The 18,415-nt window shown below is 64.9% G+C and carries 20 protein-coding genes; all 20 read left to right on the forward strand.

Features of this window, described 5'->3' with window-relative positions; translation table 11 throughout:
- The first annotated feature begins 7 nt into the window (after positions 1-7).
- The 20 genes from aroC (at position 8) to rpe (ending at position 18,400) form a co-directional block, all read left to right on the forward strand.
- A complete protein-coding gene (gene aroC, locus ZAL01S_RS02265) occupies positions 8-1,273 on the forward strand; it encodes a chorismate synthase (RefSeq protein ID WP_066079008.1) in 1,266 nt (421 codons plus the stop codon).
- The gene (locus ZAL01S_RS02270) at positions 1,261-1,878 is read left to right on the forward strand and encodes a shikimate kinase (protein WP_083522976.1); all 618 of its coding nucleotides are present in this window, start codon (positions 1,261-1,263) and stop codon (positions 1,876-1,878) included. The genes aroC and ZAL01S_RS02270 overlap by 13 nt, the downstream gene beginning before the upstream one ends.
- On the forward strand, positions 1,875-2,975 hold the full coding sequence (gene aroB, locus ZAL01S_RS02275; protein ID WP_066079011.1) for a 3-dehydroquinate synthase: 1,101 nt from the start codon (positions 1,875-1,877) through the stop codon (positions 2,973-2,975). Before ZAL01S_RS02270 ends, aroB begins: the two co-directional genes overlap by 4 nt.
- Positions 2,976-2,996: 21 nt before the next feature.
- A complete protein-coding gene (locus tag ZAL01S_RS02280) occupies positions 2,997-3,428 on the forward strand; it encodes a type II 3-dehydroquinate dehydratase (protein WP_066079014.1) in 432 nt (143 codons plus the stop codon).
- 90 nt (positions 3,429-3,518) lie between these two features.
- Positions 3,519-3,887, forward strand: coding sequence for a DUF4190 domain-containing protein (locus ZAL01S_RS02285; RefSeq protein WP_066079017.1), 369 nt, complete (start codon positions 3,519-3,521; stop codon positions 3,885-3,887).
- 79 nt (positions 3,888-3,966) lie between these two features.
- On the forward strand, positions 3,967-4,527 hold the full coding sequence (efp, locus tag ZAL01S_RS02290) for an elongation factor P (RefSeq protein ID WP_066079020.1): 561 nt from the start codon (positions 3,967-3,969) through the stop codon (positions 4,525-4,527).
- Positions 4,527-4,934 carry a transcription antitermination factor NusB gene (nusB, locus tag ZAL01S_RS02295; RefSeq protein ID WP_066079022.1) on the forward strand — a complete coding sequence of 136 codons (408 nt, stop codon included), beginning with the start codon at positions 4,527-4,529 and terminating at the stop codon, positions 4,932-4,934. Before efp ends, nusB begins: the two co-directional genes overlap by 1 nt.
- Before the next feature lie 104 nt (positions 4,935-5,038).
- Positions 5,039-5,632, forward strand: a complete 594-nt coding sequence (gene pyrR / locus ZAL01S_RS02300; RefSeq protein WP_066079025.1) for a bifunctional pyr operon transcriptional regulator/uracil phosphoribosyltransferase PyrR — start codon at positions 5,039-5,041, stop codon at positions 5,630-5,632.
- Between the two features lie 6 nt (positions 5,633-5,638).
- Positions 5,639-6,586: an aspartate carbamoyltransferase catalytic subunit gene (locus tag ZAL01S_RS02305; protein WP_066079027.1), complete on the forward strand. Its 948-nt coding sequence runs from the start codon at positions 5,639-5,641 to the stop codon at positions 6,584-6,586.
- 4 nt (positions 6,587-6,590) lie between these two features.
- Positions 6,591-7,946 (forward strand): dihydroorotase, encoded by a 1,356-nt coding sequence (locus ZAL01S_RS02310; RefSeq protein WP_066079029.1) that lies wholly within the window; start codon positions 6,591-6,593, stop codon positions 7,944-7,946.
- Positions 7,947-7,948: 2 nt separating this feature from the next.
- The gene (locus tag ZAL01S_RS02315) at positions 7,949-8,464 is read left to right on the forward strand and encodes a PH-like domain-containing protein (protein WP_066079031.1); all 516 of its coding nucleotides are present in this window, start codon (positions 7,949-7,951) and stop codon (positions 8,462-8,464) included.
- A gap of 238 nt (positions 8,465-8,702) precedes the next feature.
- Positions 8,703-9,590 (forward strand): orotidine-5'-phosphate decarboxylase, encoded by an 888-nt coding sequence (pyrF, locus tag ZAL01S_RS02320; RefSeq protein ID WP_083522977.1) that lies wholly within the window; start codon positions 8,703-8,705, stop codon positions 9,588-9,590.
- A 6-nt stretch (positions 9,591-9,596) separates the two neighbouring features.
- A complete protein-coding gene (gene gmk / locus ZAL01S_RS02325; RefSeq protein ID WP_066079032.1) occupies positions 9,597-10,496 on the forward strand; it encodes a guanylate kinase in 900 nt (299 codons plus the stop codon).
- A complete protein-coding gene (gene rpoZ, locus ZAL01S_RS02330) occupies positions 10,493-10,834 on the forward strand; it encodes a DNA-directed RNA polymerase subunit omega (protein ID WP_083522978.1) in 342 nt (113 codons plus the stop codon). Before gmk ends, rpoZ begins: the two co-directional genes overlap by 4 nt.
- A gap of 53 nt (positions 10,835-10,887) precedes the next feature.
- Positions 10,888-12,132 (forward strand): bifunctional phosphopantothenoylcysteine decarboxylase/phosphopantothenate--cysteine ligase CoaBC, encoded by a 1,245-nt coding sequence (gene coaBC / locus ZAL01S_RS02335; RefSeq protein ID WP_066079387.1) that lies wholly within the window; start codon positions 10,888-10,890, stop codon positions 12,130-12,132.
- Positions 12,133-12,141: 9 nt separating this feature from the next.
- Positions 12,142-13,332: a methionine adenosyltransferase gene (gene metK / locus ZAL01S_RS02340; protein WP_066079035.1), complete on the forward strand. Its 1,191-nt coding sequence runs from the start codon at positions 12,142-12,144 to the stop codon at positions 13,330-13,332.
- Positions 13,333-13,340: 8 nt separating this feature from the next.
- On the forward strand, positions 13,341-15,281 hold the full coding sequence (locus tag ZAL01S_RS02345; RefSeq protein WP_066079037.1) for a primosomal protein N' family DNA-binding protein: 1,941 nt from the start codon (positions 13,341-13,343) through the stop codon (positions 15,279-15,281).
- 76 nt (positions 15,282-15,357) lie between these two features.
- A complete protein-coding gene (fmt, locus tag ZAL01S_RS02350; protein ID WP_066079040.1) occupies positions 15,358-16,293 on the forward strand; it encodes a methionyl-tRNA formyltransferase in 936 nt (311 codons plus the stop codon).
- Positions 16,290-17,741: an RsmB/NOP family class I SAM-dependent RNA methyltransferase gene (locus ZAL01S_RS02355; protein ID WP_083522979.1), complete on the forward strand. Its 1,452-nt coding sequence runs from the start codon at positions 16,290-16,292 to the stop codon at positions 17,739-17,741. Before fmt ends, ZAL01S_RS02355 begins: the two co-directional genes overlap by 4 nt.
- On the forward strand, positions 17,738-18,400 hold the full coding sequence (rpe, locus tag ZAL01S_RS02360; RefSeq protein ID WP_066079045.1) for a ribulose-phosphate 3-epimerase: 663 nt from the start codon (positions 17,738-17,740) through the stop codon (positions 18,398-18,400). Before ZAL01S_RS02355 ends, rpe begins: the two co-directional genes overlap by 4 nt.
- Positions 18,401-18,415 lie beyond the last annotated feature (15 nt).

The following is an 18,415-nucleotide window of genomic DNA, read 5'->3' on the forward strand; positions in this document are numbered from 1 at the left end:
TGGCAGAATGCTTCGTTGGCTGACCGCAGGTGAATCCCACGGCCCCGAACTTCTCGCGATCATCGAAGGAGTTCCGGCAGGCCTCGAACTCTCGCGTGACGACATCGCGCGCGACCTTCAGCGCCGCAAGCTCGGCTATGGCCGCGGTGCCCGCATGAAGTTCGAGCAGGATGAGCTGCATCTTTCGGCTGGCGTGCGGCACGGGAAGACGATTGGCTCGCCCATTGGCCTGCGCATCGGCAATGCGGAATGGCCCAAGTGGACCGAGGTCATGAGCGCTGAGCACGTCGATGAGTCGGTCTTCGCCACGGGCCGCGGTACCCCGCTCACGAGGCCTCGACCGGGACACGCCGACCTCACTGGCATGCAGAAGTACGGCTTCAATGAGGCGCGTCCCGTGCTCGAGCGAGCCTCCGCTCGTGAGACGGCAGCTCGTGTTGCCCTCGGCGCGATTGCCAAGCGTTTCCTTCACGAGCTCGGCATTGAGACGGTGAGCCACACGATCTCGATCGGAACGGTGAACGTCCCCGAGGATGCTCCAACGCCGACCCTTGCAGATCTCGAGGCGATCGACGCCGATCCGGTGCGTATGTTCGACGCCGAAACGAGCGCCAGGGCAGTGGCCCACATTGACGAGGTGCGCAAGAGCGCAGACACCGTCGGCGGTGTCGTCGAGGTGTGCGTGCGCGGCCTTCCGTGCGGCCTTGGATCGTACGTGCACTGGGACCGTCGACTGGATGCACGACTCGCTGCTGCCCTCATGAGCATCCAGGCAATCAAGGGCGTCGAAGTCGGCGACGGCTTCAAGACCGCCGAACGGCTTGGCACTGCAGCCCACGACGAACTCTTTACCTCGCCGGAAGGCATTACCCGCAGCTCCGACCGCGCAGGCGGTATCGAAGGTGGGATGTCGATGGGCACGCTCCTGCGCGTGCGCGCCGCCATGAAGCCGATCGCAACCGTTCCGAATGCGCTCGCCACGGTTGACATTGCTCAGGGCATCGATGCGACCGCCCACCACCAGCGCAGCGACGTCTGCGCGGTACCGGCCGCTGGCGTCGTGGCAGAGGCCATGGTCGCGCTCGAGCTTATGAACGCGATCCTCGAGAAGTTCGGTGGCGACAGTGTCGGTGAGACGCGCCGCAACCTCGAGGCCTTCATGGGTGCGATCCCGCAGCAGCTTGCAACGAGCGCGAACTCGGCCATCCCGAATCCCAATCGCCCCATCGATGAGCGAGAACAGGGCGACTCGCGGTCTGCGTGGCGCGTGTGAATATCGTCCTCATCGGACCGCCCGCGGCAGGCAAGTCACGTTCTGGGCGCCGTCTTGCGCGCGCCCTCGATCGTCGATTTGCCGACACTGACAAGCTCATCCAGGCTGCCCACGGTCCCATTCGCACGATCTTTGAAGAGCAGGGCGAAGCAGCGTTCCGCGCCATTGAACGCGAGACGATTCGTCATGCGCTCACGCAGTTTGATGTCGTGTCGCTCGGCGGCGGCGCGGTCATGGACCCAGCGACGCAAGAGCTGCTGCTCCAAGCACCAGTCATTGTTGTCCATCTGACGGTGCGCCCGGAAGCGGTCGCTGAACGTATCGACAACGACAAGCGTCCCCTCATCAAAAGCCTCGACGATTGGAAGGCACTCGTTGAGGCTCGCCGCGACACCTATGAGCGACTGGCCTCAATCTCGGTCGACACCTCGTTCCGGCCCATGCGACGGGTCATTGACGACATCCTGGAGCTGCTCGAACAGCACAGTGCGTTGACCGAAGCTGAGGTCGAGCACCTGCAGGCAGCGCGACGAGGCCGCACCCAGCATGCGCTCCACGACATCGATGGAGACGAGCACGACGATGAAGGAGACGACCAGCCATGACCGAAGCCACCACGCGAATCTCGGTAACGGGCGCTCACGGCGATGTGCTGCTGGGTACAGGTCTCATCCCGCAGCTCGACACGCTGCTGCAGGACGCCCTTGACGACGCACCCGAGCAGATCCTCATCATCCACGCACCGTCCCTCGCCGTGGTTGCGGGCGAGGTTCGCGAGCAGCTCCAGGCACCCGCTGGCCCCTATCGACGGGTGCTCCTCGCGGAGGTGCCGGACGCGGAAGACGCCAAGCGGCTCGAAGTAGCTCAGTTCTGCTGGCAAATCCTCGGCCAGGCCGACTTCACGCGCTCGGACCTCATCATTGGCCTCGGTGGGGGCGCAACGACAGACCTCGCCGGATGGGTTGCGGCGTCCTGGCTCCGGGGCGTCCGCGTCGTGCAGATCCCGACGACGGTCCTCGCTATGGCCGATGCTGCGGTCGGTGGCAAGACAGGCATCAACACTGCCGAAGGCAAAAACATGGTCGGTGCCTTTCACGTGCCGGAACTCGTCGTGTGCGATCTCGATGTGCTCGACTCCCTCGCTGAGAACGAGCGCATCGCGGGCTTCGCAGAGGTCGTCAAGTGCGGCTTCATTGCAGAGCCCGAGATCCTTGACCTCATCGAAGAGAACCCGAGCGAGGCTGTGAACCCAGGCTCTGCCCCGTTCCGCCGCTGCCTTGAACTCTCGATCGCGACGAAGGCACGCGTTGTGGGGGAGGACCCGGGCGAAAAGGGCCTGCGCGAAATCCTCAATTACGGCCACACCCTTGGGCACGCCATCGAGCACAGTGAGCGCTACCAGTGGCGGCACGGCGCAGCAATTTCGATCGGCATGGTGTTTGCCGCTGAGCTTGCGCGTCTGTCGGGCCGTCTCTCGGACGCCGAGGCCGACCGTCACCGAAGCATCCTCGAGTCCCTCGGCTTGCCCACAAGCTACCCGTCTGGCCGTTGGCCGACGCTGCTTGCCACGATGCGCCGCGACAAGAAGGCGCGTGGCTCGATGCTCCGCTTTATCGTGCTGGATGCCATCGGTAAGCCGAGCGTCATGCAGGCCCCCGATGAATCGCTCCTGTTCGCCGCCTACCAGGAAATCGCGGGCTAGCGGCCCGCCTACACTCGAAGCATGCGCATCCTCGTCCTCAACGGCCCGAACCTGAACCGCCTCGGCACCCGCGAACCCGGCATTTACGGCGCGCTCAGTGAACAGGACATTCTCGAGCGTCTCAAGGCGGAAGCTCCTGACGTGGAGTGGACGCATGTCCAGTCGCAGCATGAGGGTGTGCTCATCGAGGCGCTGCACGAGGCTGCACACACGGGCACGCACGTCATCTTCAACCCCGCGGGCTACACGCACACCTCGGTCTCGCTTCGGGATGCAGTTGCGCTCACGGTCGAGGCAGGTTCCCTCGTGGTCGAGGTGCACCTGTCAAACCCCGCTGCCCGCGAGTCATTCCGACACACGAGTCTCATCTCAGCGGTTGCGAGCGGTACCATCGCTGGATTTGGCGCAGGGTCTTACTCCGCGGCGCTCCATGTCATCCGGAGTGCGCAGTAGCCGGGCTGGAAACTCCGCCTCTCGGCGGTCGTGGAGCGCTCGCCGTCCTCGCACAATAGTTGGTGCCCAACCACGTCTTGAGGAGACTTCGTGAGCTACGAACCGTACAGCGGGGGAACGATGGTTCCCTACGAGGCCCAGCCCCAGTACACCCAGCCCCAGATGCCGTATGCGGCACCCGCCCGCGGCACGAACGGTCTCGCGATCGCCTCGCTCGTGTGCTCGCTCATTGGCTTCCACCTCATTGGCGTCATCCTCGGGCACATTGCACTCGGCCAGATCAAGACGAGCGGCGAAGAGGGCCACGGCCTCGCAATGGCTGGCCTCATCATCGGTTACATTTCGATGGCGCTCGTGGTACTCGTCCTCATCGTGTACGTCGTCCTCGTACTCATTCTCGGTGTGGCCATCTTCGGAGCCAGTACCGCAGTCGCCAGCTATGCGTTCTCCTGGGCATGATCGCCCGGGCGCGCTAAGCTGGTTTGTCGGACTGCGCGCCGCGTACGCTCGACGAACTCGCAACGAAAAGGACGACTGAATGGCAACGACCGCCGACATCAAGAACGGCATCGTCATGATCATCGATGGCCAGCTCTGGCAGGTTATCGAGTTCCAGCACGTGAAGCCCGGCAAGGGTGGCGCCTTCGTGCGCACCAAGCTCAAGAACGTCGTCTCGGGCAAGACCGTTGACCGCACGTTCAACGCTGGCTCAAAGATCGAGACCGCCACGGTTGACCGCCGCGACTACCAGTACCTCTACCGCGACGGCGAGAGCTTCGTCTTCATGGACCAGTCGGACTTCGACCAGCTCACGGTCGCGGAGACCGTCGTTGGTGACGCTGCCAAGTACATGCTCGAGCAGCAGGAAGTCCAGATCGCCATGTACCAGGGCGAGCCGCTCTACCTCGAAATGCCGGCTTCGGTTGAACTCGAGATCACCTACACCGAGCCTGGTCTCCAGGGCGACCGCTCGAACGCTGGTACGAAGCCCGCAACGCTTGAGACCGGCGCTGAGATTCAGGTTCCGCTCTTCGTCAACCAGGGCACCCGCGTCAAGGTTGACACCCGCACGGGCGACTACCTCGGTCGCGTCAACTAGTGGGCGCACGCACCAAGGCGCGCAAGCGCGCCATGGACATGCTCTTCGCTGCTGATGTGCGGGGGAGTGAGCTGCAGGAACTTCTCGCAGCGGAGGCTGAACGTGCTGAGCACGAGCCGGAGCGCCGCGAAAGCTGGAACTACGCTCGCCAGATCGTGCTCGGTGTGATCGACCACGCCGCAGAAATCGACGAAGAGATCGCCTCGACCTCGCGCGGCTGGACGATTGAGCGCATGCCTGCCGTCGACCGTGCCATCCTGCGCGTCGCCGTGTGGGAACTCCACTACAACGACGAGGTTCCCGCCGCCGTCGCGATTGACGAGGCGGTCGAAGCAGCCAAGGCGTACTCCACTGACGACTCGAGCAAGTTCGTCCACGGCGTCCTCGGACGACTCAGCGAACGCTAATCCACGCGCCACGCGCGTTTCGGGCCCAAGCCGGTGATAGGCTTGGGCCCGATCAATTTGACCACCTTTAATTTCCGCACAGAGAGGCGGGGAAGGAGGTCGCCGTGAGCAAACGAGTCGTGCTCAACGACGACGACATCTCGCGCGCACTGACGCGCATCGCACACCAGATCCTCGAACAGCAGCGTGGCACGGAGGAACTCGTGCTGCTAGGTATTCCCACTCGAGGTGTTCCGCTCGCACAGCGCTTGGGCGAGCAGCTCGCGAAGATCGAGTCCCTTGAAGGACGCTCGATTGATCTCCCTGAGATGGTTGGCTCCCTCGACATCACCATGTACCGCGATGACCTGCGTCGCGGCAAGGTCAAGATGACGAGCCCCACCCGCATCCCGAGCCGTGGTATTGACGGCCGCACCGTCGTGCTGGTTGACGACGTGATCTCTTCTGGCCGTACGATTCGTGCTGCGCTCGACGCGATCTCGGCAATCGGTCGCTCTGACGCCGTCCAGCTTGCCGTTCTGGTGGATCGTGGCCATCGCAAGCTGCCCATCCGCCCAGACTACGTCGGCAAGAACCTGCCGTCGGCCCGGAGCGAGCACATCCAAGTCGAGCTGTCGGAGATCGACGGTATCGACCGCGTCGTCATCTCGAGCGGCGAGGACGCCTCTGGTGCCGCCGCCGGCCAAACGGAGGCCTAGACACTCATGAAGCACCTGCTCGACACTCGCGACCTGACGCGAGACGAAGCACTTGCCCTGCTCGACACCGCCGAAGACATGGCGGACTCGCAGCAGCGCGAAGTCAAGAAGCTCCCTGCACTCCGCGGCGTTACCGTCGTGAACCTCTTCTTTGAGGACTCCACCCGCACCCGTATCTCCTTCGAGGCCGCTGAAAAGCGTCTCTCCGCCGATGTGATCAACTTCTCGGCGAAGGGTTCGAGTGTTTCGAAGGGCGAATCGCTCAAGGACACCGCCCAGACCCTGCACGCAATCGGTGCGGATGCCGTCGTCATCCGTCACCCTGCATCCGGCGCCCCTGAGCTGCTTGCCACCAAGGGCTGGATCAACACCCCGATCCTCAACGCCGGTGACGGTACCCACGCCCACCCGACGCAGGCACTCCTCGACGCCTTCACGCTGCGCCGCCGTCTCCACGGCGCTGCCGCACGTGGCAAGGACCTCTCGGGCGAGCACGTCATCATCGTCGGTGACATCCTGCACTCGCGTGTTGCCCGCTCGAACGTGTGGCTGCTCAACACGCTCGGTGCCAAGGTGACGCTCGTCGCCCCGCCGACGCTCCTGCCGGTCTCGACCAAGCACTGGCCGTGTGAGGTCACTCACGACCTGGACGCTGCCCTCGCGCAGAAGCCGACGGCTGTCATGCTGCTCCGTGTTCAGGCCGAGCGCATGAATGACGCGTATTTTCCGTCTTCGCACGAGTACTCGCGCTTCTGGGGGCTTGACTCCGACCGCTTCGCGCAACTGCCCGAGTCGACGCTCATCATGCACCCCGGTCCGATGAACCGTGGACTTGAGATTTCTTCCGTGGCCGCCGATTCGCCCGCTTCCACGGTTCTTGAGCAGGTCACGAGCGGTGTTTACATCCGCATGGCCGCGCTCTACCTCCTCTGCTCGGGCGAACAGAAGGCGTAGGACCATGACGAATCTTCTCCTCCAGAAGGCATCCCTGTACGGCGAGGACGTCAAGGACGTCCGCATCGCCGACGGTGTGATCACCGCTGTTGAAGCTGATCTCACCCCGCAAGACGGCGAGCGCGTCATTGACGCGAAGGGCATGGTGCTCCTGCCCGGCCTCGTTGACCTGCACGTGCACTTCCGCGAGCCCGGCTACGAAGACGCCGAGACGATCCTCACCGGCTCGCAGGCTGCTGCGAAGGGTGGCTTCACGACCGTCTTCCCGATGGCGAACACCTACCCGGTGCAGGACACCGCGGGTGTCGTCGAAGCCGTCCGCACACTCGGTGAAGAGGCTGGCTACTGCGATGTCCGCCCGAATGGTGCGGTCACCGTCGGCCTCAAGGGTGAGCACCTCGCCGAGCTCGGAGCAATGGCCCACTCGAAGGCACGTGTGCGCGTGTTCTCGGATGACGGTCACTGCGTTTCCGACCCGCTCGTCATGCGTCGCGCACTGGAGTACGTGAAGGGTTTCGACGGTGTCGTCGCCCAGCACGCCCAGGACCCGCGTCTCACGCTCAAGGCCCAAATGAACGAGAGCGAACTCTCCTCGGAGCTCGGTCTCAACGGCTGGCCGTGGGTTGCCGAGGCGTCGATCATCGCCCGTGACGTCCTCCTCGCTGAGCACGTCGGTGCACGCCTGCACGTCTGCCACATCTCAACCCGCACAAGCGTCGAGATCATCCGCTGGGCCAAGCAGCGCGGCGTCCAGGTGACCGCCGAGGTCACTCCGCACCATCTCCTCCTCACGGAAGAGAAAGTGCGCGGCTACGACGCACGCTTCAAGGTAAATCCGCCCCTGCGTGACCAGGCCGATGTGGACGCCCTCCGCGAGGCGCTCGCCGACGGCACGATCGACATCGTCGCCACCGACCACGCCCCGCATCCGGAAGAGGCGAAGGACTGCGAGTGGGACTGCGCCGCCATGGGCATGCTCGGTCTCGAGGCCTCGCTCCGCGTCGTTCAGGAGACGATGGTCGACACCGGTAAGGCAACGTGGCGTGATGTTGCGCGCTTCATGAGTGAGCGTCCGGCCGAGATCGGCCAGGCTGAGCTCTCGGGCCGCCCGATTGCTGTTGGCGAGCCGGCGGACCTCTGCCTCTACGACCCGAGCGGTCGTAGCAGCTTCACGCTCGACGACCTCGCCTCGAAGAGCTCGAACTCGCCGTACCTCGGCATCGAGCTCCCGGGCCGCGTTGCGTGGACAATCTTCCGTGGTGAGCCCACGCTCATCGACGGCACGATCGCAGACCGCAGCGATGTCGCGGCTGCTGCCCGCCGTCGTCGCGAACTCGCAGTCTCGGAAGCGTCGGCCTAACCTTGCTCGACACTCGTCTCATCGCGGCCGCGGTGCTCGCCGCCCTGTGCCTTACGCTCTTGGCACTCCTCGTTGTGGGATGGCGCCGCAAGCTCAACCAGCAGGCGGATCGATATCCAGCACCCCCCGCGCCAAGCTTGACGGGGCGCGACACCGTGGCCGCATGGGACGACATCCACTACGTGGCGACGACCCCGAGCGATGCACCCCTCGAGCGCATCGCTACGAAGCCCTACGGTTTCCGGGGCCGCTGCAGCGTCCAACTCTTGCCGGAGGGCCTCGTCATCGGAATTGCTGGCGAAGTTCCGTTCTTCATCTCGCGCGAATCCCTCGACAGTCTGCACGCAGGTACTGCAACGATCGATCGCGCAGTTGAGCCCGGGGGACTGAGTGTCCTCCGCTGGCGCCCAGACCCGACAGGAGACACGGTCGATTCCGTGTTCCGGTTCGTAGACGAGCGTGAACGGTCCGCATTCCACACCCAGGTCAACGCCACGCTGCTGACTGCCGCTCTATAGGCGTCTCCTCACTTCATCAGGACCATTCCATGAATGATCCTCGGTATTATGGCGGCGACGGCCCGTGAAGCTCGTGCACACTTGGCACGCACCGGGCCGATCACTCCGAGACCTCGCTCCACTCACGAACAGCCTCGAACAGGATGCTCCTGCACAAGCCAAGACCACGAGCGGGGTTCTCACATCCAAACCGCGTAGAGTCATCATTGGCCCTAGCGCAGCTCGAGGAGATTGATTCATGAGTGGTCCGGCTCACGATGCCGTCACGTCGTTCGGAGAGCGTCTCGAACACACCCTCGCCAACCGCGGACACCTCTGCGTGGGCATCGACCCACACGAGTATCTGCTTGAGCGATGGGGACTCCCGGTCTCTGCCGTGGGCGCCCTGGAAATGGGCCTTCGCGTCATCGAGGCCATGGAGGGCCGCGCGGGCATCGTGAAGCCACAAATCGCCTTCTACGAGCGATTTGGAGCGATCGGTTACAAGGTCCTCGAGGAGCTGTTTGAGGCCGCACGCGCTGCAGGCCTGCTCGTCATTGCCGATGTCAAGCGAGGCGATGTGGGCTCGACGCTCGAGGCGTACAGCGAAGCGTGGCTTGCACCTGGCTCGCCGCTCGAGGCTGATGCCATGACACTCAACCCCTACCAGGGCTTTGACACGCTCCGCCACCCGCTGCAGCTTGCCGAGCAGCACGGCAAGGGCGTCTTCATTCTTGCGGCGACATCGAACCCCGAGTCGGCATCGATCCAGACCGCCCGCCGCGTGCGCGGGTCCAAGAACGGACGCTCGGTTGCCGGTGGTATCGCGTCGCGCGCAGCGGACTGGAACCGCGACCACTTCTCGGGCCCAATCGGCTCGGTCGGTGTTGTGCTCGGTGCGACGGTTGACTTCGAGTTCCTCGGAATCGACCTCGACGAGCTCGGCAAGGAGCCCAAGGCGCCCGTCCTCGCGCCGGGCTTTGGCCACCAGGGCGCCGCAGTCGCCGACATCCACAAGATCTTCGGCACGGTCGCCTCGACGACGATTGTGAACCAGAGCCGCGGCGTGCTCTCGGCCGGCCAGATCGGCCTCGCCGACGCCATCGAAGCTCAGTGCGCGCTCCTCAACGAAGCATTCGGGAAGTAAGCCGCGATGCCAGTTCCACCGCCCGTTGACCGCGCGGCTGCGAGCCGCGCAGCTGTTGCCGCCCGTCGTGCTCGCGCTGAGGTGAAGCGAGCCATCGCTGACTCCACTCGCAGCTCTCTTCACGTGCTTGACGCGTCGCTTGATCCGACGAACGCGGCCGAACACTCGCTTCGCGTGACTCACTTCCTGCTGTCGATCCCGCACATCGGGACGACGAAGATGGAGCGCATCCTCGCGACGCTCGCCATCTCGCCGTCGAAGCGACTTGGCGGTCTCGGCTCGAACCAGCGGAAGCGACTCCGCGAGTACCTGAGCGAGCACGTGCCGCAGAAGCCCCGCCACCGTCTCCTCGTCCTCGCCGGGCCTACCGCTGTTGGTAAGGGCACCGTGGTCAAGTACATCCAGGATCAGTACCCGGAGGTCCTCATCTCGGTGTCGGCAACCACGCGTGCACCCCGACCGGGCGAAGTGGACGGTGTGAATTACCTCTTCGTCACCGATGAAGAATTCGACCGCATGATCGAGCGCAACGAGCTGCTCGAATACGCGACCGTGCACGGCACCCACCGGTACGGCACGCCGCGCACTCCGATCGACACTGCACTCAAGGAAGGGCGCCCGGTCATGCTCGAAATCGATATTCAGGGTGCGCGCCAGGTCCGTAAGCACATGCCGGACGCTAGACTCGTATTCTTGCTGCCACCGAGCTGGGATGAACTCGTTGCCCGTCTGGAAGGACGAGGCACCGAATCTGCTGAAGAGCAGGCCCGTCGTCTCGAAACTGCTCGCACCGAATTGGCAGCGCAGGACGAATTTGACGATCTCGTCGTCAACGACCAGGTGCCGGATGCGGCACGCAAGGTGGTGGCCCTCATGGGGGTCTCCAACCAGGGAGGACAAGCATGATTGATTCGATGAAGGGCATCACCGAACCCCCGCTCGACGAGCTCCTCGAGCACGTCGACAACAAGTACCAGCTGGTGATCTTCGCCTCGCGTCGTGCCCGCCAGATCAACGGCTACTACGCAGATCTGCACGACGGCGCCATCTACGAGAACGTCGGCCCGCTTGTTGACTCGGCAGTTGACGACAAGCCGCTCTCGATCGCCCTCCAGGAGATCAACCAGAACAAGCTCGAGATGAAGCCGATCACGGCCATCCAGGATGCTGGCGACGACCTCGACTTCGGCATCAACTTCGACGAGCTCGACGACGCTGCTGGCGCAGAGGAGACTGCAGAGTAGTCGTGGCCGATCTCGGCAACAGCACGCTAACGACACGCGCAGAGGCGAACCCTCTGCGCATTGTCGTTGGTATCAGCGGGGGCATCGCCGCGTACAAGGCTGTGCTCGTCATCCGTGAACTCGTCCTTCGCGGGCACGAAGTGCACGCCATTCCGACGCCCTCGGCGCTCCGGTTCATTGGTGTTCCCACGCTTGAGGCGATCTCCCGCAACCCCGTGTACACGGATGTCTTTGACGACGTTGCCGAAGTCCGTCACGTGGCTCTTGGTCAGCAGGCGGATGTCATCGCTGTTGTGCCTGCCACGGCGAACACGGTGGCCAAGATCACCGCGGGCATTGTCGACAACCTGCTCGGGACAACGCTGCTGGCTTCGACAGCCCCGCTCGTCATCGCACCCGCGATGCACACAGAGATGTGGGAGCACCCGGCAACCCAAGCCAATATCGCGACGCTGTCGGAGCGAGGCGCTGTCATCGTGGGTCCGGGGACCGGTCGACTCACCGGTCACGACACCGGTGTTGGTCGCCTCGAAGCGGTTGAGACGATCGTTGCCGCGATAGAACAGGCGGGCGCCAGGGCAGCTGTTGACTCCAGACGTGATTGGGCTGGCCGAAAGGTGCTCGTGAGCGCTGGCGGTACGCGCGAACCGCTTGACCCTGTCCGCTTTCTCGGGAACCGTTCCAGCGGCCGCCAGGGAGTAGCGATCGCAGCGAGCGCAGCCGCTCGAGGAGCACAGGTCACCCTCGTTGCCGCAAACCTCGAAGTTCCTGCTCCCGCGAACCTTGAGGTCATTCAGGTGTCCACGGCGGCCGAGATGCACGCCGAGTGCACCCGGCTCGCCCCAGAGCACGACATCATCGTCATGACCGCCGCCGTCGCCGACTACCGTCCCGTGACCGTTGCCGAGGGCAAGATCACGAAGGAAGAGACGGGCGACGAACTGACGCTGCACCTCACGAAGAACCCAGACATCCTCCGAGAACTCGCAGCCTCAAAACGACCTGACCAGCTCGTCGTGGGGTTCGCTGCGGAAACGGAGCCTAACGACGAGAAGCTGCTCGCTCGGGGGCGGGCCAAGTTGCAGCGCAAGGGATGCGATGTTCTCGCTGTCAACCGAGTCGGCTGGAATGTGGGCTTCCAGCACGACGAAAACGAGATTTCACTCATCGCGCGCGATGGTTCGCTCGCGGTGCGACACGCCGGAAACAAAATGTCGGTGGCAGGTGCGATCCTCGACACACTTGCCGAATATCTCCGTGATTCGGCGCACACGCCAACGAACGACGTCACTGCTTAGGAGCATCCCGTGAGCCTCAGGTACTTCACCTCGGAATCCGTCACCGAAGGTCACCCCGACAAGATTTGCGACCAGATCTCGGACCGCATCTTGGACGAGCTCCTTCGCCAAGACCCGAGCTCGCGCGTTGCCGTCGAGACGCTCGTCACCACGGGCCTCGTCCACGTGGCCGGCGAGGTCACCACGAGCGGCTATGCCGAGATCCCCGCCATCGTGCGCGAATGCATCACGAGCATTGGCTACACCTCGAGCGAGATCGGCTTCGACGGCGACTCGTGTGGCGTGTCCACCTCGATTGGCTCGCAGTCGCCCGAGATTGCTGCTGGTGTCGACACCTCCTATGAGGCACGTTCCGGCGCGGATGCAGACCCGTACGCGCTGCTGGGCGCGGGCGATCAGGGCATCATGTTCGGCTTCGCAAGCGACGAGACGCCCGAACTCATGCCGATGCCGATTTGGCTCTCGCACCGTCTTGCCGAGCGCCTCAGCGATGTGCGTCGTGACGGCACGATCAGCTACCTCCGTCCCGACGGCAAGACGCAGACGACGATCGGCTACGACGGCGACCGTGCCGTGTGCGTCGATGCCGTCGTCGTCTCGACCCAGCACGACCCGGATGTGCCGATCGAGACGATCGAGGCAGACATCCGCAAGCATGTCATCGACCCGGTGCTCGCCCGCACCGAGCTCTCGACCGAGGGCATGCGCGTCTTCGTGAACCCGTCCGGCTCGTTCGTCGACGGCGGTCCAAAGGCCGATGCTGGCCTCACCGGCCGCAAGATCATCGTCGACACCTACGGCGGTTTTGCCCGCCACGGCGGCGGTGCCTTCAGCGGCAAGGACCCGTCGAAGGTGGACCGCTCGGGCGCGTACGCCATGCGCTGGGTCGCGAAGAACGTGGTCGCGGCAGGCCTTGCCAAGCGTCTTGAGGTGCAGGTCGCGTACGCCATTGGCGCCGCTGAACCGGTGGGCCTCTACGTCGAAGCCTTCGGCACCGAGACGGTCCCGACCGCCGACATTGAGCGCGCCATCCGCGAGGTGTTTGACCTTCGTCCGGCAGCGATCATCGATGCGCTCGACCTTCGTCGTCCGATTTACGGGAAGACCGCCGCCTACGGCCACTTCGGCCGTGAGCTGCCCGAGTTTACGTGGGAGCGCACCGATCGAGTTGAGGCGCTGCGCGCAGCGGTCGCCCGCTAGTTCAGCGCATGGCTCGCGTCGCGTCGGTCGCGCTGCTCACGCCGCTGCCGCAGCTCGACCGCGTTCTCGAGTACGCCATTCCCGAACCGCTGCAGGCGTCCATCGCTGTGGGGGTGCGGGTTCGGGCGCCACTTCGAACGGGCGGCCGGGTCGTCGAGGGATTCGTGCTCGCACTCGCCGAAGAATCCTCCTATGAGGGCAAGCTTGCGGAGCTCGTGAGCGTCGTGTCGCCGGTGCCGGTGTTGACCCCTGAGATCGCCGAACTTGCTCGCGAAGTGGCGAACCGACAGGCAGGCACGCTGAACGACGTCTTGCGTTTGGCGGTGCCGGCACGTTCCGCACGGTTTGAGGCCGCGTGGTGGGAGGCACGCTGTGCCGGGTCCGCGCCCGAGACGGGCGGCATCCGGCATGCCGTCGACGGCGATTCCGATGCGACGGAAGCCGTGCCAAGGGAGCGTGCGTTCCGTGCTGCGCCACACGGCGTCCGGTCCGACGGCACGCCACGGGCTCTCGCAGCAATCCTTGACGCTGCCCTCGCCGATCTCTCGCACGGCGAGAGCGTCATCGTGGCTGTGCCTGATTTTCGCGAGGTCGAACTTGCCCTTAGGTACCTGTCCACGCGCGCGGATGGGCGACTCGTGCGCCGTATGGACGCGAGGCTCAAGCCCAAGGAACGTGCCCGCCACTTCCTCGCCTGTCTCGAAGGGACGCCGGTCATTGCGATCGGTACCCGCTCCGCCCTCTACGCACCGGTCACGAAGCTCGCGTCGATCTACATCTGGGATGACGACGACGATTCCTTCACCGAACCGCTCGCACCGTATGCGCACACTCGTGATGTGGCGCTCCTCAGGCAGCAGCTGACGGGCTGCCGTCTCGTGTTCTCCTCGTATGTGCCCTCGGCGGCGGTTGTCCGCCTCATCGATATGGGGTGGCTGACCGCACACGATGATCGGCAGGTGAAGCTGCCACGCGTCGTGATCTCTGAGCACGTCCTTGGCGAGGACGACCGGCTGCAGCACGCTCGGATTCCCTCCTACGCCTGGCAGCGTGCTCGAGAGGCTCTGAGCTCAGGCAACGTGCTCATGCAGGTCGGGCGAGCGGGATACGCCCCCGCGCTCGTATGTGAGGGATGCGGCGAACGAGTCACCTGCCGCAGCTGCGGCACCTTCCTCGGCCAGCCGCGGAAGGGTGCCCGGCCTCGCTGCCGCGTGTGCGGCCGCGACCACGTGCGCTGGAGCTGCCAGCACTGCGGCAGTGAACGTGCACGGCCCTCCGGAAGCGGCGTGCATCGCACAGTCGAAGAACTTGGTCGGGCGTTCCCGGGGGCGACGCTCGTCGTGGCGGATGGCGAGCATGAGCGCGTCAGCGTGAGCGGCACCGGCAATCTTGTCGTCGCGACCCGCGGCACCGCGCCGATTGCTGCCTCTGGATATGCCTGCGTCATCCTGCTCGACACGGGGTCGATGCTGCTGCACGAAGGGCTCGATGTGGTGCTCGACGCGCTCCATGGCTGGGCGGCAGCGGCCGCACTGTGCGCCGACGACGGTGAAGTGGTCGTCGCGGGCAGCGAACATCCTGCAACCATCGCACTTCGGGACCACAGCGAACTTGCACTCGTGCGGGAGGAGCTCCAGGCGCGTCGGGCCCTGAGCTTTCCGCCAACCGTGCGCGTCGCCGAGGTGCGCGGGACTCGCGCCGAAGTTGAGCACGCCCTCGAACGGCTGGGGGAGCAGCATGAACTCGATATCCTCGGTCCGCTCACCGATGAGGACGGCACAAGCCGCGCCCTGGTCCGCATGAGCTACGCGAACGCACGCACGCTCGTTCCCGCTATGAAGGCAGAACTTGTTCGGGCTGCGACCTCCCGGCCGGCTCCGCTCCCGGGAAGGCGCCGGGCAGCCGGGGCCACACTGCGCATTCGCCTCGATCCGCCGCACGCCTTCTAAGCACACCGCCGGGGCGCACCCTCGGCACCGATAGCATCGACACATCCGTTCACGCCACGCTCGAGGAGGAACCATCATGCGCGTCGTCGTCGCCGGTACCCCGGAAGTCGCCGTTCCCACGCTCGACGCCCTCATGGCGAGCGAACACGAGGTTGTGGCGGTGCTCACGCGCCCCGACGCACCGCTCGGTCGAAAGCGCATCATGACGCCATCTCCGCTGGCTGCGCGAGCTGAAGCGCTCGGTGTGCCCGTCTTAAAGTCAGCGAAGCCTGATGAGGAGGTCATCCGGCAGTTTCGGGAGCTCGGTGTTGAACTCGGTGTCGTCGTCGCCTACGGGGCACTCCTCACGCAGCCGGTGCTGGATGCGATCCCACACGGCTGGGTCAATCTGCATTTCTCGGCACTCCCGAAGTGGCGCGGCGCAGCGCCACTACAGCGCGCCGTGATGGCGGGGGAGCGCACGAGCGCCCTCACCGTGTTCCAGCTCGAAGCAGGGCTCGACACCGGGCCCATCTACAAGAGCCTCCCAGTTGATCTTGACCCGACGAAGACGAGTGGGGAACTCCTCGCCGACTTTGCCGTCACCGGTGCAGATCTCGTCGTGGACGTTGTGGACGGCATTGCTTCTGCCGCACTCGTCGCGGTGCCGCAGGTGGGCGAGCCCACCCACGCGGCAAAACTCACGCGCGACGATGGCCACATCGATTGGCATCGTGAGGCGTGGCTCGTCTCATCCCAGATTCGCGGTGTCACGCCAGAGCCGGGTGCCCGTGCGCTCATCGGCGAAGACTGGCTGAAGATCCACGAGATCGCGGATGCCGCAGACGCCAGAATCGAGTTGGCGCCTGGTGAACTCGGCATCGTGGCCAAACGAATCTTCGTCGGCACTGCAACAACGCCAATCGAGCTCCTTCGGGTTCAACCAGCCGGCAAGCAGGCCATGACGGCAATGGACTGGTGGCGGGGCATGTCCACGCGCCTTGCCGAAGGTGACCGGGTGACCCTCGCATGAGCCAGCACCGTCATCGCGCACACAGCAGCGCATCCGCTCACGTGAGCCCCAGCCGCGCCATTGCCTACGAGGTGCTCCGCCAGGTTGCCGAGAGCGACGCCTACGCGAACCTGCTCCTCCCCGGAAAACTGGCCGCGGCGCAGCTCAGTGCACAAGACGCCGCTCTGGCAACGGAACTCTGCTACGGGACGCTCCGGCTGCTCGGCCGTTACGACGCGATCATCGAACTCGCCGCGCGGCGACCGCTCACTGAAATCAACCCGAAGGTGCTCGACGCGCTCCGTCTCGGCGCGCACCAGCTCCTCGGCATGCGGATCGCAAGCCACGCTGCCGTTCACGAGAGCGTCGAACTCGTGCGTCAGCACGCGAACCCGGCCGCCGTGGGTTTTGCGAACGGCGTCCTCCGCACCATTGGCCGCACTCCACTCGAGGGGTGGCTCGAACGTCTTGAAGAACTGCTCGATGGCGACGACTACCTCGCCGTGACAAGCGGTCATCCTGCATGGATTGTGCGTGCCTTCCGTACGGCACTCGCTGCGGAAGGCCGCGACGACGAGCTCGAGGCACTCCTCAACGCCGACAATGATGCGCCGACCGTTGATCTCGTGGCGCTGCCCAGTTTCGCCTCCGCAGAGGAGATCGCCGCCGAATATGCGCCGGAAGTGAACCTCAGCCCCTACGCCCGCACCGCTCTTGACCTCGTCCGCGGCGACCCTCACGAGTTTCCCGAAGCCCGCGAGGGTGTCCTACGTGTGCAGGATGAGGGATCCCAGCTCGTGGCGCTCGCCCTCGCGTCCTTTGACCGCGGCACCGACGAAGCCGCCGAGTCGGAGCGCTGGCTTGACCTCTGTGCGGGCCCCGGTGGCAAGGCCGCCCTGCTCGCAAGCCTCGCCCGAGAAGCCGGTGCCGAGTTCCACGCCAATGAGGTTGCACCGCACCGCGCCCGCCTCGTCGCCCAGGCCCTTGCGCCCATCGTCGACGACATCGAGAACCGTGTCCACTGCGGTGATGGCCGAGAGCTCGCGAGGGCACTCCCGGGCCCCTGGCATCGCATCCTCGTTGACGCGCCCTGCACGGGCCTTGGCGCGCTTCGTCGCCGCCCGGAAGCCCGCTGGCGCAAGCAGGCACGGGATGTTGCCGAACTCGTGGCCATCCAAGAAGCCCTCCTCGAAGCTGCGGTTCGAGTCCTCAAGCCAGGCGGTGTCGCAGCGTACGTGACCTGCTCACCTCATCTCGCTGAAACAACCGCGGTGGTCCAGCGCGTTGCCCGCCTCACTAGCGCCCACGTCCTCGACAGCTGCGGCGCCTTGCGCGATGTGTGCCAGAGCGAGATTGACCTTGTCCCGCGCGAGGTGGCGGACGGCAACGTCGTGCAGCTCTGGCCGCACCGCCATGGCACGGATGGCATGTTCCTTGCGCTCCTCCAACGGCCTAGGCTCGAAGCATGAGCGCGCAGATCAACCCGTCCATCCTCGCTGCTGATTTCGCCAACTTCGAGCGCGAGCTCGGACATATCGCCAGCGCTGACGCCGCCCACGTCGACGTCATGGACAACCACTTCGTTCCGAACCTCACCTTCGGGCAGCCCATGGTCGAGCGTCTCCAGGCAGTAAGCCCAATCCCGCTCGATCTGCACCTCATGATTGAAGACCCCGACCGTTGGGCACCTGACTTTGCGGCCATGGGCGTGTGGTCTGTGACGTTCCACGCAGAAGCAGCTACCGCACCGGTTACCCTCGCGAAGAAGCTTCGCGCCGCAGGTGCCCGCGCCGGTATCGCGCTGCGTCCTGGCACCCCGTTCAGTGCGGTCGAGGAAATCCTCGGCAGTTTCGATCAGCTGCTCATCATGACCGTCGAGCCGGGCTTTGGCGGACAGCGCTTCATGACCGAGACGATGCCGAAGCTGCGCCAGGCACACGAGTTCGCGAAGCGCACGGGCCTTGAGCTGCAGCTTCAGGTCGACGGCGGCATCACGACCGACACGATCGGTATCGCCGCCGAACACGGTGCCGACACCTTCGTCGCCGGATCCGCCGTCTTCCGCGGAGAGCCAGCCGAGCAGATTGAAGCGCTGCGTCAGGCAGCCGCACAACACACTCACGAGTGAGCCCAGTTACCCTGA

The sequence above is a fragment of the [Zimmermannella] alba NBRC 15616 genome, assembly GCF_001570905.1.
GTDB lineage: Bacteria > Actinomycetota > Actinomycetes > Actinomycetales > Microbacteriaceae > Pseudoclavibacter > Pseudoclavibacter albus.

Coding starts and splice junctions, on each gene's coding strand:
- ZAL01S_RS02280 (WP_066079014.1), top strand. CDS start 2,997: ATGCGCATCCTCGTCCTCAACGGCCCGAACCTGAACCGCCTCGGCACC.
- ZAL01S_RS02345 (WP_066079037.1), top strand. CDS start 13,341: ATGGCTCGCGTCGCGTCGGTCGCGCTGCTCACGCCGCTGCCGCAGCTC.
- efp (WP_066079020.1), top strand. CDS start 3,967: ATGGCAACGACCGCCGACATCAAGAACGGCATCGTCATGATCATCGAT.
- rpoZ (WP_083522978.1), top strand. CDS start 10,493: ATGATTGATTCGATGAAGGGCATCACCGAACCCCCGCTCGACGAGCTC.
- pyrF (WP_083522977.1), top strand. CDS start 8,703: ATGAGTGGTCCGGCTCACGATGCCGTCACGTCGTTCGGAGAGCGTCTC.
- aroC (WP_066079008.1), top strand. CDS start 8: ATGCTTCGTTGGCTGACCGCAGGTGAATCCCACGGCCCCGAACTTCTC.
- ZAL01S_RS02305 (WP_066079027.1), top strand. CDS start 5,639: ATGAAGCACCTGCTCGACACTCGCGACCTGACGCGAGACGAAGCACTT.
- rpe (WP_066079045.1), top strand. CDS start 17,738: ATGAGCGCGCAGATCAACCCGTCCATCCTCGCTGCTGATTTCGCCAAC.
- gmk (WP_066079032.1), top strand. CDS start 9,597: ATGCCAGTTCCACCGCCCGTTGACCGCGCGGCTGCGAGCCGCGCAGCT.
- ZAL01S_RS02310 (WP_066079029.1), top strand. CDS start 6,591: ATGACGAATCTTCTCCTCCAGAAGGCATCCCTGTACGGCGAGGACGTC.
- fmt (WP_066079040.1), top strand. CDS start 15,358: ATGCGCGTCGTCGTCGCCGGTACCCCGGAAGTCGCCGTTCCCACGCTC.
- aroB (WP_066079011.1), top strand. CDS start 1,875: ATGACCGAAGCCACCACGCGAATCTCGGTAACGGGCGCTCACGGCGAT.
- ZAL01S_RS02355 (WP_083522979.1), top strand. CDS start 16,290: ATGAGCCAGCACCGTCATCGCGCACACAGCAGCGCATCCGCTCACGTG.